The organism is Dysgonomonas termitidis (assembly GCF_042654545.1).
Lineage (GTDB): Bacteria > Bacteroidota > Bacteroidia > Bacteroidales > Dysgonomonadaceae > Dysgonomonas > Dysgonomonas termitidis.
Map to the genome: position 1 here is coordinate 12,915 of NZ_JBHSGN010000093.1, position 18,819 is coordinate 31,733.

Below are 18,819 nucleotides of genomic sequence, written 5' to 3' on the forward strand. Positions count from 1 at the left end.
GTTATTGTCCTTGTTTGTTTATGAATTCGTCGTTCGAATTTATCATTCCCGATTTACTTACTTTATCCTGTAGAGACTGGAATATGATATACAATGACGGTATAACCAATACCCCGATCATAGTACCGATAAACATACCTCCGATAGCACTGATACCGATAGAGCGGTTACCGATGGCACCTGCACCGGATGCAATAAACAGAGGGAATAATCCCGCTATGAATGCAAACGATGTCATCAGAATAGGACGAAGACGTGCAACAGCTCCGTTTACGGCAGCTTCTATAATACTCATTCCCTGCTGACGGCGTTGCAATGCATATTCCACAATCAGAATCGCATTCTTCGCCAGGAGTCCGATAAGCATGATCATCGATATCTGGACGTAAATGTTATTCACAATACCCTGCGATACACCGAATATCATCAGGAAGATAAATACTCCGGCCAATCCGACAGGAAGTGAGAATAATACCGCCAATGGTATAATATAACTTTCGTAAAGGGCGCAAAGCAGCAAGTATACGAAAATGATACAGATACCAAATATGAGGACGGTCTGGCTACCGGTATTAGCTTCTTCACGGGTCATTCCACCAAATTCGTATGTATAGCCATCAGGGAAGATGCTTTTATCCTGAGACATTTCCTCTATCAGCTTCAATACATCCCCGGTACTTTTTCCGTCAAGCATATTAGGTATAATGGTCATATCTATAGATGTATACATATTGAAACGGCTCAATGTAGGAGGGGCATCGATATCTTCTACATGAATAAACTCTGTGATAGGAGCCATATCCCCACTTCCGGTCTTGACGAATAAACCACTCAGGTCATCCAATTTTCTTCTGTACTCAGGAGAAGCCTGCAATACGACCCTAAATTGCTTCCCATATAAGTTGAATGTTGAGATATACGAACTACCGATATAAGCCTGCAATGTCCCCATCACCTCGCTGAGACTTAATCCTGCTGCCTTAATCTTAGGTAAGTCAGCTGATATTTCTTTCTGCGGGAAGGCAGGGTTAAAGTTTGTCATAGCCATGAGTATGACATCATTTCTGCTTTGTAGTTTATGGAGGAAGTTTTGAGCTATTTTATTAAATTCGTTAATATCTCCCCCTGTACGGTCTTGCAACTGCATATCAACCCCTGCACTCAATCCAAATCCCTGAAGGGTAGGAGTAGCTACAAAGAAGAATGTCGCATCCTTGATATGGCTTGTCTTTTCTTTCAAGATGGCAGATACTTCATTGGTTGATAGTTTACGATCATTCCATGACTCCATTTTTACAATCAAAGTACCATAAGAACTGTTCATACCGGCGGTAAAGTTAACCCCCGAGATATTAGTCACACTCTTAACACCATCAATTTCCTGTGCCATATGGACAACCTGATTTACAACAGAATCTGTTCTCTCCAGGGATGAACCCGGAGGTAAAGTCACGAAACCGATAACACCTCCACTATCCTCATTCGGAACGAAACCGGTAGGCAACATATTCATCAGAAAGAATAGTATGGCTGAAGAAACGGCTATAATAGCTACCGTAATCCAGCGATGGCCTCTTCTTCCCAGGAACTGGAGGCTCTTTTTGTACTTTTGCGTTGCACTGTTGAACGTAATATTGAAATAATAATAGAACCTCTGCAAGAAACCTTTTTTCTGATGCTCTTCGTCGTGCGCTTTCAGGAACAAGGCGCAAAGAGCCGGGCTCAGCGTCAAGGCATTTACAGCCGAAATAAGAATGGCAATAGCCAGAGTCAGACCGAACTGCTTGAAGAATATACCGCTGGTACCGCCGATAAAGCTGACCGGAATAAATACCGCCGACATAACCAGTGTAATGGATACAATAGCCGGTGCGATTTCCTTCATAGCAGTCATGGTCGCCTTTTTAGGATCTTTTTCTCCTGCGTCGAGCTGTGCATGGACAGCCTCGACGACGACTATGGCGTCATCGACCACAATACCAATAGCAAGCACCAATGCAAACAAAGTCAGCAAGTTGATAGAGAAACCAAACACCTGTAAGAAGAAGAATGTACCTACAATGGCCACCGGTACTGCTACCGCAGGAATGATTGTAGACCTGAAGTCCTGCAAGAATACGAATACTACGATAAATACGAGGACAAAGGCTTCCAGCAATGTATGGATAACTTTTTCGATAGATGCATCCAGAAACTCACTGGAGTCCATCATATAGTTAAATTTAACACCTGTAGGTAATAATTTTTCTGCGTTATTCAGTACATCCTTCACATTCTTAATTACCTCCTGGGCATTTGAGCCGGCTGTCTGGTTGATCATGATAAATACAGACTGATTCCTGTCGGTCTGGGAAATAACGCTATAGTTCAAAGAACCTAACTTTATATCCGCGATGTCTTTCAGCCTTAGAATATGTCCATCCTGCGAACGCAGGATAATATTACCAAATTGGTCTTCTGTCCGCAGTTTTCCGGTATATCTCATTGTATACTGGAAAGACTGGTCGCTATTTTGTCCCAGCTCACCGGGAGCAGCTTCTATATTCTGATCGGCCAATGCTGCGCTTACCTCCTGTACGGAAATTTTGTAGGCAGCCATCACATCCGGTTTGAGCCATACACGCATAGCATAGTCCCTTGCTCCAAAAACACTGGCATTACCAACACCATATACACGTTTTATCTGAGGGAGAATATTGATATTAGCATAGTTCTGAAGGAATTCCCCGTCATAGTCAGGATTGCTTGTACTGATTGTAAGCCCCAGCAATGTACTGTTCTGTTGTTTTGCAACAGTTACCCCCAATTGAGTTACCTCTTGCGGTAATAACGGATTTGCGCGTGCCGCGAGATTTTGCACGTTCACAGCAGCAATATCGGGATTAACCCCTTGCTTGAAATAAACTCTGATCGTAGCAGATCCACTTGTTGCAGACGATGTCATATATGTCATCCCCTCCACACCATTGATTTGTTCTTCGAGTGGAACAACCACACTATTCATTACCACATCCGCGTTTGCACCGGGATAGGTAGCTGACACCTGCACTGTCGGAGGAGCGATATCGGGATACTGCTCTACTGGCAAGGTTGCCAGCCCAATAATCCCCAGTACCACAATAATGACAGAAATCACCGTGGAGAGTACAGGTCTTTCTATAAATGTTTTTAACATTAGTTCTTTATTTTATTTATTAAATAAATAGTCTTATTTTTTCACAATGATTGTTGTACTATCAGACAGGGTGGCAACTCCACCTGTTACAATGCGGTCTCCGCTCGAAAGGCCGTTTGTTACAACATAGCTTTTCCCGTCAGGTGTAGCAGTAACATCAATTAGTGTTTGTACAGCAATAGAATCGCTGACCACTTTATAAACCAGGCGCTTATTCTGTTTTGTAAATGTGGCTGCCTGCGGTATTACTATAGCCTCTTCTACATGCTGAGGAATAGACAGGTTTCCGCTGAATCCGCTTCTCAACACTCCGTGAGGATTTGGAAATTCGGCCCTGAAGTTTGCAGATCCGGTCGATACGCTTACTGAGCCGGAAATTGTTTTTATCTTACCTTTCTCTTCATATACATTACCATCAGCCATTTTCAGGGTAACTGCAGGCAGGTTGTTTATTTTTTCAGCCTGGGTTTTACCCGGCAGGTCTGCCAATAAAGTAACAAGGTCTTTCTCATTCAGTGAAAAATATGCAAATACATTACCTGTACTCGATACTGTAGTCAGAGCATTGCTATTATTTACCAGACTCCCCTGACGATAATTGATCGTACCTACAACGCCATCTACCGGACTGGAAACATTTGTCCAGCTCATCTGTGCCTGTGCGCTTGTGAGTTGGGCCTGAGCCTGAGCCAAAGCCGCTTTTGATGTAAGCAATGTGTTTTGGTAAGTATCGAGTTGTACCTGGCTTACGATACCTTGTTCGGCCAAAGGTTTGAACCTGTCGACATTCAATTGGGCTGTGCCCACCTGTGCCCTGGCACTTTCAACTGCAGCCTGTGCTGTTCTCAAAACTTGTTCGGCTGTAGGGGAATTGATTTTAAACAAAATCTGTCCCTTTTTCACCACTGCTCCTTCATCCACGTAAACAGCATCTATAAAACCATCGATACGGGGCCTGATTTCAACATCTTCCTGTCCTTTTATAGTCACTGGATAAACAGTTTCCAGTTCTGTGTCCTGTATACTTAATACCTGTGTCGGATATTCCTGAGGAGTTTTGTCTCCACCTCCGAAGGGATTGGAGCCCTTGTTCCCACAAGATACCATAACCAATAGAGCCATTGCTCCGATAACAATCTTTTTCACATTCATACCTAAATTTATTTAATTGTTTGATTTACTTAATCTGTCCATTTCCTGTAATAATATGCTTAGTTGCGTTTTTAATACTTCCACATCAATATTTTTGAATAAAAGTTCCTGTCCGGTTTTGACTTTTTCTATTGCTTTTTCGAAAAGTTCTTTCCCTTCATCGGTTAGTTCAACGATGCGTGCTCTTGTATCGGTAATGCTCTCCCGTCTGTTTATTAGCTTCTTTTTTTCAAGATTTCTTAATATCGTCGAAGTAGTCATAGGATCTATATCCGTTTCTTGCGATAAAACGATTTGTGTAGCTTCTTTTTGTTGCCTGGACATATGATATATAGCTCCTAATAACTCCATCTGTGATGATGTTAATCCAAATTCATCCAATACTTTGTGCTTACCTCTTTGCCAGTACTTGGAAACACGCCAGATTAGATATCCCACCTCCTCATTTGGATTCCCCAGTTTGCAGTTTACTTCCATTTATTCATTTTTAAAAATTTTCGTGCAAATATAGTAAGTGTACTTATAATAAGTTCACACGATAGTAAGTAAAATTTACTTTCTTAACATTTTTTATTAAAAAACCTGTTGTAAAACATATTTTGTAGAAATAAATGGTCGTGGGCAATAAAGCAGGGAGGACATAATTCTTTCTGTAATCCTTTGCTAAAACTGTTTTCGTTTAATTGTTAATGTGTTGCTAATGTGATCCTTTAAAATATCATAACAATTCTGATTTAATAATTGTTGTCTGTTTGGAAGTATTTATTTAGAAATTCCGCTTTATACGGATAATAAGTTTTTTGTGTTACTATTTTCGCAAATATACCGGGTAAAAAAGCCGGATAATTACTATCCGGCTTTGCTTAGTATTTTTTATATACCCAGATCTTTACAGACTTGGTCTATCTTCTTTTCTGTACTGGCGTCGATGGCATCGTAATCGGCTCTGGACCTCAATTTGGCTTTTACTTCTATATAGAATTTAATTTTCGGTTCTGTGCCTGAAGGACGGATCGATATTTTTGTTCCGTCTTCGGTGAAGTACTGCAATACGTTTGAAGTCGTTGGCATTTCCAATGTATATTCTTCATTGATGGCCAGATCCTGGGCTTTTAGTGTTACAAAGTCTTTGATGAGTGTAACTTTAGAGCCCGCAATCTGTTTGATCGGATTCTCTCTGAAATTCTTCATCATAGTTTCTATCTCTTCGGCCCCGCTGCGTCCTTCCTTAGTTACCGAAATTCCCTTTTCTTTAGAGAAACCGTATTCTACATAGATGTCCTGAAGCATTTCGTACAATGTTTTACCATTATCTTTCGCCCATGCCGCAATTTCACCGAACAGCATAGCCGCTGAGACGGAATCTTTGTCGCGAACAAAATCTTCGGCAAGGAAACCGTAACTTTCTTCGCCTCCTCCTATATATTGGCGTTTACCTTCAAGCTCGCGCATGATAGCTGCGATCCATTTGAATCCTGTATAGCATTCGAACATCTCTACTCCGTTCTTTTCAGAAACTACCTGTGTCAGAGCGCTGGTTACAATTGTCCGTACGGTATATTCTTTTCCGGTAAGCTGTCCGAGTTCCCTCTTGCGGGTAATGATATAATAGATAAGGATAAGCATTGTCTGATTTCCGTTCAACAGGATAAACTCTCCTTTATCGTTACGGATACCTGCCCCGAAACGGTCGGCATCGGGATCAGTCGCGAATACTAACTCGGCATTTGTTTCCACGGCTTTTTTTACGGCCAGTGCCATAGCTGCGGGATCTTCAGGATTTGGAGATACGACAGTAGGAAAATCGCCGCTTAGTACGTCTTGTTCCGGTACATTGATTATATTTGTAAATCCGGATGCTTTAAGAGCCTGGGGTATTACAGTGAATCCTGTCCCATGTAAAGGAGTGTACACAATACCTATTCCGCTGTGGCGTTTGATGGCATCAGGTGAAAGCAGTATGGTTTTCAACTCTTTTATGTATGCTTCATCCATATCTTTACCTAATATCTCTATCAGGTTCTTATCGCCTTTAAATTTGATGTTCCCTACATTTACACGATTCACTTCAGCGATGATATTCTTATCGTGCGGAGGTATAACCTGTGCCCCGTCCTCCCAATAGGCCTTATATCCGTTATATGCTTTAGGATTGTGTGATGCCGTAATCATAATACCGCTCTGGCAACCCAATTTACGGATGGCATAGGATACTTCGGGCGTAGGACGTAAATCTTCGAACAAATAGGCTTTGATTCCGTTAGCAGATAGTATGTCTGCCGATATTTCGGCGTATTTCCTGCTATTGTTCCGGCAATCGTGTCCGATGACTACTTTTATCTGTTTTAGTGAAGAAAATTCTTTCAGCAGATAATTGGTCAGGCCTTGTGTGGCTGCACCTATAGTATATATGTTAACTCTGTTGGTACCGACTCCCATAATACCGCGAAGACCTCCTGTTCCGAATTCAAGGTCTTTGTAGAAAGCCTCTATCAACTCTGTTTTATCTTCTTTGTCTAATAATGCTTGCACTTCTTTCCTCGTCTCTTCATCGTATTTGTCCGAAAGCCACGTTTTGGCTTTGGCTGTCACTTGCATTAGCAAATCATTACTTTCCATGCGTGTTTGTTTTATTATTTATAGTTCTATGCAATGTTAATATTACAAAGAGCAAAAGTAGCATTTTTTTTGCTGTTCGGGGATAAGAATAAGTAAGAAATTATAAGTAAATTTTTTAGACAAAGTTATATCTCGTGATTTCCAAAAGATTAATTGTTAAGGCGAACCGGAAGTAGAAATTGGTCGTTCTGTTATTAATGTGAATCAATAGTTGAGTTTTATTGTTGGATTTTTTCTAACGCGCCAGTCAGCTTGCATTTGGCTCCGCCGATTTTCAATTCCGCTTCGCTCCAATTCATTTTGCCTTGATGCAAAACGAAACAAAAGATCAAGGCTGCATCCCACAGCGACCCAAAACCGCAGCTCCGGTGGGGCAAAATAATACGAAGTCATCTTTAGCCGGATTACCGGCAGGGTATAGCATCTGCCATATTTTGCCCTACACCTCCGCTTTACGGATTGGGTGCCCCGCCTGCGGGACGAGGCCGGAATCGCGATGCGACGACAAGACAAAGGCTCTTCAGTCTTTAACCCTATGTGCATAAGCCTACTCGTAACTTGTAACTGCCCATAGGGCGTAGTAACTTGTAACTAAAAATAGAACGTTTTTATACTACAATAATCGCTTTAACGACTGATTAGCACCAATAAGCAGATACAAAAAACAGAGTCACAAATTCTCACTTGCAACTCTGTAATTATAATGTATAGTATTTATTCCTTATTTCTCCTGTAATAATACTTCCACAGCTTTTTCCAATTGGCTGTCCTTTCCTTGTAATGTAGAAGCAGGATCATTATATATTTCAATATCCGGCTGCAATTCCTGATTTTCCAGATACTGCCCGCGCATATCTTTCACTGCTACCTGCGGAATACCGAAAACGATACCCGGATCGATCTGCGATTCCCACCATACTGCGGTCATCGTTCCCGGAACAGGCGTTCCTATCAGTTTACCTACTTTCAATTCTTTATACAGCCACGGGAATCCGTGAGCATTCGAATAATTATCTTCACAGACCAATACGGCTGACGGCTTAGTCCATTTATTGTACGGATCGCTGCCTATATATTGTCCGCGGGGTTCGAAACGCTGATATTCTTTTCCGCTCAGGAGGGTAACCAGATCATCGTGTAACCAGCCTCCACCATTGTGACGGGTATCTATTATGACAGCATCTTTGTTCCGGCAACGGCCCAACAATTCGGAATATACTTCCCTGAAACTGTCACTATTCATGCCGCGTACATGTACATATCCAACTTTTCCGTCCGACAGTTTGTCTACCATCTGGCGGCGTTGTTCTACCCAACGTTTATAAAGCAGGTTATTTTGTTCACCGTAAGAAACGGGTTTTACCCATTCTTCTATCTCACTACCCGATTCGGATGTTTTGAATGTAAGCAGCACCTTTTTTCCGGCTTTTCCTACCAGCAAAGGATAATAATCCTGTCCCTTCATTATTGGTTTGCCGTCTATCTTCAATATAATTGTCCCCTCTCCTATTTTCGTATTCGCATTAGTCAACGGTCCCTGATTAATGATCTCCTTAATCTTGATACCGTCTCCAAGATAAGCTTCGTCGAAGAACGCTCCCAGAGAAGCCGTAGGCATCGGAGAACCCTGCCCGGAACTTCGTGCCCCGGTATGCGACCCATTTAGTTCTCCCAGCATTTCCGACAACATTTCAGCAAAATCATTATTATTATTGATATGAGGAAGAAAACGTTCATAAGCAGCTTTATATCCATCCCAATCCACACCATGCAAATCCGTTACATAGAACTTGTCTTTGACCTGCTTCCATGCATGGTTGAAAATATAACTGCGTTCCTCTTCGGGCTGATATTCAAACTGCGCATTGATCTTAATAGGAGTCACAGTTCCGTTCTCCATATCTATTTTCTTCAACTGGCCGCCTCCCAGCAACAGGATATTCTTTCCGATGCTGTCTGTGTTCAGTTCGCCGGCTCCTGCTTCTTTTACCAATATCTTCGAAGATTTATCTTTCAGGTCATAAACCCACAGATCATAGCCTTTTTCGAATCGGGTCAGGTAATAAAGCTTATCGCCTTTTTTATTGAGCATGGCATCTGCCAGGGACGAAGAGTTCGGCGTCAGGCGGATAATCCAGTCCCGTCTGTTATCGAGATTAAATTTCAGCGGTTTTACTTCTTTATCTTTCTTGTCATCCTTTTTATCATCCTTCTTGCCCTTACTGTCTTTCTTATCCTTATCTTTTCCCTCTTCTTTCTTCTTGTCTTTCTTTTCCTGTTCTTCCTGTAATGCGAACTCCTCTTTGCTCATACGAAATTTGTCGTATGCTTCCCCATCAAAAAACATGATATATGCGTCCATGTATGCACCCCAACTGCCATGACTGCGGTATCCGGCCCTGTCTGAAAACCAGATCATAGCCTTTCCGTCCTGCACAAAGCGCGGATTAGCATCACTATAGCCGCTCTCTGTCAGATTAGTAAGCTCTCCGCTGCCGTCCGCTTTTACCAAAGCGACATCCGTACTGTTCCAGCCTCCTATGCCTATATATTGGGTCAAAAGCCATTTACTGTCCGGTGCCCACCTGAACCACTGATCCCCGTCGGCGTACGAATAATTGAACTTGCCGTCCAGTACTGTGCGTATTTCCTTGCTGGCCAGATTCAACACCCGCAAAATCGTACGGTTTTCGAGATATGCTATCTCCTTGCCGTCCGGCGAGTATAATGGCTGAAAAGAGGCCAGGGTGGAATTTGTCAACTGTTCCTCTTTAAAATCCTTGGCGTAAACAAACGATTCGTCTTCCTTGTGCGTGAGTGTAGACTGATATACATTCCACAACCCGTTACGTTCCGCGGCATACAACACCGAACGTCCGTCCGGGCTGAAGGATACGTTGCGTTCCTGTTCCGGCGTATTGGTTATCCGTCTTGTAGTGCCGTATTCTACAGAAGCGACAAACACATCGCCGCGTATCACAAAGGCAACTTCCTTTCCACCCGGTGAAACTGCCATTTCCCCTGCTCCGGTAGAGAAGTTGATATATTTCAATTTATTTTCCTGATTATCAGTAGCAATCCGAATATTCACCTTCTGAGGCTGCTGACCCTCATTCATCGTATATATTTCACCGTCATAGGAAAAACAAAGCTTTCCCTGCTTACTTGATGAAAGAAAGCGTACCGGATGTTTCTCCAGATTCGTAAGTTTTGCGGGTGCAGATACATCTAAACCGCTTTTATAAATATTAAACGAGCCGCTTTGCTCACTCAGGTAATAAAAGTTTTGTCCGTCCGCGGCCCAAACCGGATTACGGTCTTCCCCCCTGAAAGTAGTCAGCTTCTTATATGTTCTTTCGCCACTCAAATCGCACAACCACAAATCGCGTGTTATAGACGATTGGTGATGTTTACGCCACGGGTCTTCATACCCTTTCCTGTCGTGATATAGAACCTTTGTCCCGCTGGGATCGATAGACAAATCTTCCATTGTCAGTGATGAGAAAAGAGACGGACGCCCTCCCAATGTACTAATTTCGTAGATCTGGGCAAAGAGTCCCGACGGAAACTCACCGTCTTTCACATCCTGTATGATACTGGCCGAATAAAGCAACCTGTCATTATCACGGAAAGCAACCGGATATTCGCCTGCGGAGTGTGTAGTCAGACGTTTGGGCGTACCCCCTTCAGCCGATACGAGATATACATCGAGGCTACCCTCCCTGTCGGAAGCAAAAGCGATACTTTTACTGTCGGGCGACCATACAGGACGGGTATCGTATCCGGGGTGGGTAGTGATCTGCATGGCGCGGCCGCCGGTTACGGGTACTTTATAAATATCTCCCTTATAACAAAACGCGATCTGATTACCATCGGGCGATATAGCGCAATAGCGCAGCCACAAAGGAGCCTCCTGCGCTTTTAACCCCACTATAAAAAAGAGGAAGAAAGCAGTGAACAAAAGTTTTCTCATAATATTTTAATTAAATAAGTAATAATAAGCTTTTGATGTTATGGGCACTACTATATCCGGTAGATACAACCATAAAGGAATCAGAGCATTGAACCCGGATATCCTATATTTAACGTATCAAATATAGCTAGATACTAGCTATATGACGAAAGAAAAGTGAAAATGTTACAAAAATTTATTCAGGACAGGATAAAAAATAAAAAGTGCCTTAATGATAAAGCACTTTTTCCGGTACGATGATATACTTAGCCGGGCTATATTCCTCTATATGAAATCCATACTCTGCTTTTTTACACTTATATGGTTAACACTCTAAAAAAAACGCCTCTTATTTGCAGTTCATTTCCAGGCTTTGGCCTTTTTTCAGTGAAACAGTTATAAAGTTATGGTTCCTTTCCGTATTCCTCTGTATTCTTACATTATCCGCTCCTTTGGGAAAGGATATATCGCCATGGCTTTTGGCAACCTTAAATGTAAATTCATTATCCGCAGTAGCCTTAATCACTATATTCCGGACCCGGCCTTCTTTCCATTTCAAATCCACTTCACCCCCGCCTCTGACACAAAGACCTCTGAAATAACCTGTATTCCATTGCTGAGGTAAAGCCGGCAACAATTCAATATACCCTTCATGGCTTTGAATCAACATCTCGGCTATTCCGGCGCCCCCGGCCTCATTCCCGTCAAAGATGAAGATATCGTATGGAGCTCCTGCAATACCTTCAGGGGATATTGTCAACAGATTCTCACGGGTAAATTCACGCTGAAGTTGCACAACACTCTCATATGCTTTCTTTGCGTCGAACAGGCGCGCATAGAGGCAAATCATATTAGCACGGCTCCATTCCACATCTTCCCAATTTGGCGCGGCCAGGCGGTATTCTATTGTCTTGCGGGCGGCATTGGCCAGATCGGGTGTCTTTACCGGACTGATTTGCGAAAATGGATAGAGCGCCAGCAGGTGCGTGGTATGGCGGTGGTTAGCCTGTGCCTCCTCGAGATCTTCGAACCATTCCTGTACGGCACCATTCTTGCCTATCATAATAGGAGGAAACTTTTTCAACGCCATATTCAGGCTATCCCTGAATTTGTCATCTGTCTTCAATATTTTCGATGCTTCGATACAAGATGTAAAGGCCTCATAAGCAAGTTGCCGGTCGCAGGCAGGCATTAATGAAACCGATAGTTCATCACCTTTATATCTGAATGAGTTTTCGGGAGAAGTACCGGGGCCTGTCATCAAATAACCACTTTCAGGATCTTGTACCATATAGTCCAACAAGAATTCCGCATTACTCTTCAATATCGGATAGGCCTCGTCCCGCAGAAAACCATCGTCAAGCGTATATACATAATGCGCCCACAAATGAGATGCTATCCATGAACCGGCCAGAGGAAAAAGCCCCCAGTTAACACCTTGTCCCGAAGCCGTATAACCCCACACATTAGCTACGGTATTCGCAGCCCATCCTCTTGCTCCGTACACATTCTTTGCTGTTTTCCGTCCATGAACGGAAAGGTCTTTGATATAACCGAACAAGGGTACATTGCATTCGTGCAGGTTGCCGATATTAGACAGCCAGTAATTTTGCTGGGTATTGATATCCAGATGATAATCATTGGTCCACCCCATATTACAAGCCAGATTATCATTCCATATCCCTTGCAGGTTAGCAGGCAATGGTGAATTTTCGCGTGACGCGGCAATCAATAGATATCTTGCATACAGGAAAAACAGGGCATCCAGCCCTACGTCTTCTTTCCCGGCTTTTACCCGTTCCCACCGCCTGTCGGTAGGCAGTTTATCAGCTTCGCTCCGTCCCAAAAACAGGTCTACCCTTTTATACAGATTTGAATAATCATTTATATGCCTATTTCTTAAAAGATTATAAGTCTGGGATAATGCTTTATCCACCGTCCCGGTACAGTCTTCCTTATACTGCTTATTATTGTAATCCGTCCGCAGGTCTAGGATCAGAGTCACTTCTGTTGCGCCCTCGATGTTTATCATGCTGTTCGCAGCCGAGACTTTACCATCCTTAGCCGACACAGCCACTTTACCTTTAAAGTTTACTCCGCCGGGGCCTTGTTTCGGGAAAGACACTTTACCGGAAAACTCCAATCCGTTATCCACATCTGTAATGACAGACTCACGAAGCATATCCAATGATATATCCAGACTGAGCGATCTTGATTTACTTGCGGTAAGATGAATAATAAGAGCATTATCGGGATTACTGCAAAAATATTCTCTTGTATATTGTACATTACCAATCTTATATGATACTGTATTGATAGCATTATCGAGATTCAATTCCCTTTTATAACCTGAAATTGTGCCGGCAGGATATCTGAATTTCAGTTTGAGATCCCCTGCCGGGACATGTGACCCAAAAGAATGAGGCGTGCCCGACATAAACTCGGAAACAACACGGTTACCCTTGGCATATTTCCCTTCAAAGAATAATTGCCTGATGTCATTCAGCATTGTTTTACCCAATGGGCGCTCCTGAAATTTATCAGGTTGCCCCGACCACATCGTCACCTCGTTCAGTGCTATCGTTTCCGTTTCTATGCCGCCAAATACCATTGCACCTATGCGTCCGTTGCCCAGAGGCAAAGATTTCATCCATTCATCAGCCGGCTGCTCATACCAAAGGGTTGACGACGGGACATTTTGCGAAAACACGAATTGGACATTCGTTATTAAAATTGTTATTATCGATATTAATAATATAGAACAAGTCTTTCTCATAATTTTAAATTCAATTAGCATATATTCATTCTGTAGAGAGGATGCATGGGATAAAGTTTTCAATTTCCGACTCTATCGCTCATAAAGACAGGCATCTTAAAAGCCATCCCTTAATGATACAACCTTCAACTGTTTTTCAAATTCGGGCCGGGATAAAGATGTTTTTACTTTTACTACTGCTGTTTGTCCCGGAAGAATATCAAAATAATTGTTCTCAAAGAAATTATCTATTCCTTCAACGGACATAAATACCGCGCGGGCAAAATTGTCCGCCGACAGGGATACCTCATAGCCTCCTTCCAAAGTCTTTACCGTTTTAGATATACTTGCGTGAGGGAAGTTTATATTCTTCTGTTGCAACAGGAAGTAGTTATTCTTATAAATCTTACTCCTATTGTCCGCCAGTTCCACATGAATTACCACATCGCTTTTTGCCGTTCCTTTCAGTAAATCATTTACAGAACCAGTGAATACATTTTTACTTGTATTCTTGGGTATTGTTATATTTAATTTTCTGCTGTCTATAATATGTCCGTCCAGTTTTATGATCTTTATGCTTAGAGTTCCCTTCGATTCGGAAAGCCTGTCCGACACAACATAGATATCCAGCTTATCATCTTTAGCAATGGGGGAAACCAGCACATCTTTATATGCTTCGCGGGCAAAGTAATGCTGCGCCTTCCAACGGCCGTAATAGTCCCGGCTCGACCATGAAGCCACGGGCCAGCAATCGTTGTGTTGCCAAAACAAAGTACCCATACAGTAAGGCATATCGCGGCGATGGGCCTCCATAGCTATTTTCACAGCATCGCCCTGCAACACCTGATTCATGTAAAGAAATGATTCAAAATCTTTTGGCTTCTGATATTCGTTCAACAGGTATTCTTCTATCAGATTATTGGCATAAGTACCTGCCCGCTGATGATCCATCATAACTTCCGATGTAATTACCCAGTCTTTTTTGTCAGGCGCGTATATCTTTACCGACTCAAATTCGGGGAACGACTGGAATCCATATTCGCTAAAGAACCTGCTGCGTTCCACATTGTATTGAGCAATAGGTTTGCGTCCATGCCATACATCCCAATAATGCCTGTCGCCGTGCTTATCGTCACAGCCTTGTCCCGGCAAGCCGTATGGAGAAGAAGGCCAGTAAAAAGACTGAGGAGCATATTGCGCTACCATATCGGGTAGTAATTTGTGAAACAGATCGGCATATTGTTTCCACATAATACGGGCATATTCGGGGTTCTGCTTTGTGTAATCTTCGCGGCGTCCCCATCCGAACCAACCGTCATAAGCCTCATTATTACCGCACCAAATAGAAATGGAAGGATGATTCCGTAAACGCTTAATGTTATCTATTGCTTCATATTTCACATTTTCGAGATATGCGCCTTCCGAAGGATACATACTGCACGCAAACATGAAATCCTGCCATACCATTATGCCGTTTTCGTCGCACAGGTCATAGAAATAGTCTTCTTCATAAGTACCTCCACCCCATACCCGGAGCATATTCATATTTACATCTACGGCATCCTGTATTGTTTTCCTGTACTTTTCGCGGGTAACACGGGGAAGGAAGTTATCGGAGGGAATATAATTCGCACCTTTGGCAAACACAGGAACACCGTTCAATACAAAATAAAATGAAGCTCCGTCTTTATCCGTTTCATTCACGACTTTAATAGAACGTATCCCTGTCCGTATATTTTTGGTATCAACGGTTGCCGACTTCAGGTCTATTATTGTCGTAAACTCGTATAAATTAGGCTCTCCCAGTCCGTTACTCCACCACAAGCGGGGATTATCGATCGTAAAATCGACAGGAACCGTGTTTATCCCTTTTTTCAGATCCAGATTCTTTGTCCCATAAACCGTATTGTTATTTTTATCCTTTATTATTATCTTGACATCCGCCAGCTCTTTATCGGACAGGAGTTCAGCATGAGCCGTAATCCGGGCTATTTTAGAACTGACTTCTTTCTGTTCTATAAATACATTTTCTATCTTCACATCATTCCAGGCCTCGAGATACACAGGACGCCAGATACCCGACGTTACCAAACGGGGACCCCAGTCCCAGCCGTAATGGTATCCTGCCTTGCGGGCAAATGTACTGACTGTTTTATTGAAGATCCCACCCTGTTGGGACTGGTCGGGTCCGGTCGGATACTGAAAAGGCAAAGCGTCCCATTTGGGAATATCTTCTTTGATCGGTGAGCGGAAAAAGACCTCCAGCTTATTATCTTTCCGCTTCACCTTGTCTTTAATGTCCACTTTCCATTCGCGGAACATATTATCTCCCTCAAGGATACTCTCCCCATTCAGATAAACATGCACATAGGTATCCAGCCCCATAAAGTGCAGGCGGATATTTTCCCTACCGAATGTGTCGTCATCCAGGTCGAAATGAGTTTCATACATCCAGTCTTCCTTGTCTACCCATTGTACACTTCTTTCGTTCAATCTGTAAAACGGATCTTCAATTATCCCGTTCGCGATCAGGTCGGTATGGATTACACCCGGAACAGAGGCCGGATACCAATTGTTTAGCCGCCATTGGCGAAATTTCCAGCCCGAGTTGAGTTCTTTCTTTATGGGTATAGCCGATACCGGATCACAAAATAGTATGACCAGTGCCAATAAGGTCAATTTGAGAGAATAATTTCTTAATAGTTTCAGCATTCTTGAATATGAATTAATTTCCGATAAATTACGTTGGGTCAGGACACCAGGGTCAACTTATACAGATCCTTATTCCTGAGAAATAAGCAACACTGTGCTATCGAACGGATTCCCTATATTCAGGCTAATACCTGCTTTCATCAGATAGTCACCTGAAAACACCTGCCCGTCTCCATAGAAAGAACTACCGCCCGGTTTAACGTTCAGTTCCGTTATCTTATAATTCTTATCAGGGTCGAGTCCTTTCAGTTTAGTTTCGAGATATGTCGTACGCCCGTGATATTTCAGGCTGTAAGCGAAGAACACCGATTGCTTCTTATCTTTCGAAACATACATATGCGATGCCCAGCCATTCTTTCCATACGGGGATACCAGCCTGTACAAATCACCGAGCTGTACAATCGGCCTGATTGTTTTATAGTCTTTTATCGCGTTAGCTGCAAATTGGTATTCGTCCCCAATATCTTTCGGCTGCAATTCCATTCCCAGGCGGCCCGACATAGCTACATCGAAGCGGAATTTAAGCGGGGTTATCATACCTGTCTGATGGTTGGGACTGGTAGATACATGTGATCCAGTAGCTATTGCGGGAAAGAACAGATTCGTCCCGTATTGTATAAAAATACGGTCCAGGGCATTTGTGTTATCGCTCGTCCAAAACTCTGTATGATACTTCAACGCACCAAACTCCAGACGACCACCCCCTGAAGAACATAACTGCATATCTATATCGGGATATTTTGCCCTGATTCTATCGTATACTTTATACAATCCCTTCACATATTCATACCAGAAATGAGTTTGCTCATCCTTGGGCAGATAATCGGACCCTACATTATCTACATGCCTGTTGGCATCCCATTTGATGTAACTTATGTTTTTAGACATGGAGACCACATCGTCAAATGTTTTAAAGACAAAATCCTGCACCTCAGGATTACTTAAATCCAGAAGCCATTGGTTACGCATCGGAAGAATATCCCGTTTACCACTTTTTACAATCCACTCCGGATGCTTTTTAGCCAGTTCACTATCAGGATTTACCATCTCGGGCTCAATCCAGATACCGAATTTCACCCCTTTATTTACCGCATAGTCTGCCAGGTAGTTAATACCCCGCGGCAGTTTTTTCTTATTCACCTGCCAGTCGCCGAGACCCGCATTATCTGCATTACGGGGATATTTATTGCCAAACCATCCATCGTCCAAGACAAACATTTCTACTCCAAATTTAGCGGCGTCATCTATCATGTCCGTTATAGTCTTTTCGTCGAATGAAAAATAAGCGCCTTCCCAGCTATTGAGGATAACAGGACGCAATTTATCTCCATGAACAAGAGCGTATTTACGTGCCCAGTCATGATAATTTCTCGATAGCTGACCCACACCAGTGGCGCTATAGGTGAGAATCATTTCGGGTGTTTCCAGTTTTTGTTCCGGTTTCAGATAGAAGGTAGAAGCGAAAGGATTCATCCCCGCTATAATACCCAGTTTGCCTGTCTCATCGAGTTCAAACGATAATTTATAATTGCCCGACCATGCCAACGAGCCGCCGTATACTTCACCCGAGTCTTCATTTGCAGGTCCATTTAATGAAAGAAGAAACGATGGGTTCTCCGACTGTGTTGCTCTTACTCCTTTCTTTGTTTCCACAACTTTTATACCATGAGTAAGCTCTTCTTCTTCCATCTGCATTTCGGCAGCCCATGTTCCGCTAAAATGGGTAAGATAATATGATCCGGCATGAATCGGGATATATGATGACGCCAGATTTTCCACTTTTATACTGCTTTTTTCTTTATGGGATATCGTAACCGACTGTGCAATAATATTCTCCTTCTTATAAGCAATAAAACGAACATCTACATAGACGGGATACATCTTGTCTTTCAGGCTGATTACAGTCTCCGTTGTATTGTTATCCAAGGGCTTTGTCTGTGTACCGGCATAAACGAGTTCGGTAGTCAGTACCCCGTCATCGTGTGTTAGTTTTAATGCAGGATTGAGATAATAACGACCACCGTATGCAGGATACATTTGTGATGCAAAATCGTCACTTGTATCCGGTTGCCCTTTAATTTTTTTGTCCGTGAATGAGGAGACCCCATTCAGTTTGTTCCCCCAATACTGAAAAATTACCTTTTCGTTGGGTGAAGCTGTGAATATCATCGACAGATTGTCCGTTTCCACTTGTATAACGTTCTTTTCCTGACTGAATACATTTAATGCCGTCAGAAACAACAGAAGAATGCTTAATACAGATGTTCTCATTTAAAATAGATGTTTAGTAGAAATGCCTAATATTATATGGATATACAAAAAGACCTTCTTTTTATTATTAATGTTTATTCCTTCGTTTTCATTTTTTTATGGAGAATACATATATACCTCTGAAAAACAACGATAAGCATTTACTATGCAATTATTGTTTTACATATAAAGGTATATATGTAT

The 18,819-nt window shown here is 42.5% G+C and carries 8 protein-coding genes; all 8 read right to left on the reverse strand.

Features of this window, described 5'->3' with window-relative positions:
- Position 1: 1 nt before the first annotated feature.
- Entirely contained in the window at positions 2 to 3,175 is a 3,174-nt protein-coding gene (locus tag ACFO6W_RS15765; RefSeq protein WP_379998130.1) for an efflux RND transporter permease subunit, read from the reverse strand.
- A 33-nt stretch (positions 3,176 to 3,208) separates the two neighbouring features.
- Positions 3,209 to 4,327, reverse strand: a complete 1,119-nt coding sequence (locus tag ACFO6W_RS15770; RefSeq protein ID WP_379998132.1) for an efflux RND transporter periplasmic adaptor subunit — start codon at positions 4,325 to 4,327, stop codon at positions 3,209 to 3,211.
- Positions 4,328 to 4,339: 12 nt separating this feature from the next.
- Positions 4,340 to 4,804 carry a MarR family winged helix-turn-helix transcriptional regulator gene (locus ACFO6W_RS15775; RefSeq protein ID WP_379998134.1) on the reverse strand — a complete coding sequence of 155 codons (465 nt, stop codon included), beginning with the start codon at positions 4,802 to 4,804 and terminating at the stop codon, positions 4,340 to 4,342.
- 396 nt (positions 4,805 to 5,200) lie between these two features.
- A complete protein-coding gene (locus ACFO6W_RS15780) occupies positions 5,201 to 6,946 on the reverse strand; it encodes a phospho-sugar mutase (RefSeq protein ID WP_379998136.1) in 1,746 nt (581 codons plus the stop codon).
- Positions 6,947 to 7,667: 721 nt separating this feature from the next.
- Entirely contained in the window at positions 7,668 to 10,919 is a 3,252-nt protein-coding gene (locus tag ACFO6W_RS15785; protein ID WP_379998138.1) for a S41 family peptidase, read from the reverse strand.
- A gap of 328 nt (positions 10,920 to 11,247) precedes the next feature.
- Entirely contained in the window at positions 11,248 to 13,674 is a 2,427-nt protein-coding gene (locus ACFO6W_RS15790) for a glycoside hydrolase family 95 protein (RefSeq protein ID WP_379998140.1), read from the reverse strand.
- Positions 13,675 to 13,770: 96 nt separating this feature from the next.
- Positions 13,771 to 16,365, reverse strand: a complete 2,595-nt coding sequence (locus tag ACFO6W_RS15795; protein ID WP_379998142.1) for a beta-mannosidase — start codon at positions 16,363 to 16,365, stop codon at positions 13,771 to 13,773.
- Positions 16,366 to 16,434: 69 nt separating this feature from the next.
- Positions 16,435 to 18,636 (reverse strand): alpha-galactosidase, encoded by a 2,202-nt coding sequence (locus tag ACFO6W_RS15800; RefSeq protein WP_379998145.1) that lies wholly within the window; start codon positions 18,634 to 18,636, stop codon positions 16,435 to 16,437.
- Positions 18,637 to 18,819 lie beyond the last annotated feature (183 nt).

What these genes read in the sequence shown, in the direction of transcription:
- ACFO6W_RS15765 (WP_379998130.1), bottom strand. Translation starts at nt 3,175, where the DNA reads ATGTTAAAAACATTTATAGAAAGACCTGTACTCTCCACGGTGATTTCT.
- ACFO6W_RS15770 (WP_379998132.1), bottom strand. Translation starts at nt 4,327, where the DNA reads ATGAATGTGAAAAAGATTGTTATCGGAGCAATGGCTCTATTGGTTATG.
- ACFO6W_RS15775 (WP_379998134.1), bottom strand. Translation starts at nt 4,804, where the DNA reads ATGGAAGTAAACTGCAAACTGGGGAATCCAAATGAGGAGGTGGGATAT.
- ACFO6W_RS15780 (WP_379998136.1), bottom strand. Translation starts at nt 6,946, where the DNA reads ATGGAAAGTAATGATTTGCTAATGCAAGTGACAGCCAAAGCCAAAACG.
- ACFO6W_RS15785 (WP_379998138.1), bottom strand. Translation starts at nt 10,919, where the DNA reads ATGAGAAAACTTTTGTTCACTGCTTTCTTCCTCTTTTTTATAGTGGGG.
- ACFO6W_RS15790 (WP_379998140.1), bottom strand. Translation starts at nt 13,674, where the DNA reads ATGAGAAAGACTTGTTCTATATTATTAATATCGATAATAACAATTTTA.
- ACFO6W_RS15795 (WP_379998142.1), bottom strand. Translation starts at nt 16,365, where the DNA reads ATGCTGAAACTATTAAGAAATTATTCTCTCAAATTGACCTTATTGGCA.
- ACFO6W_RS15800 (WP_379998145.1), bottom strand. Translation starts at nt 18,636, where the DNA reads ATGAGAACATCTGTATTAAGCATTCTTCTGTTGTTTCTGACGGCATTA.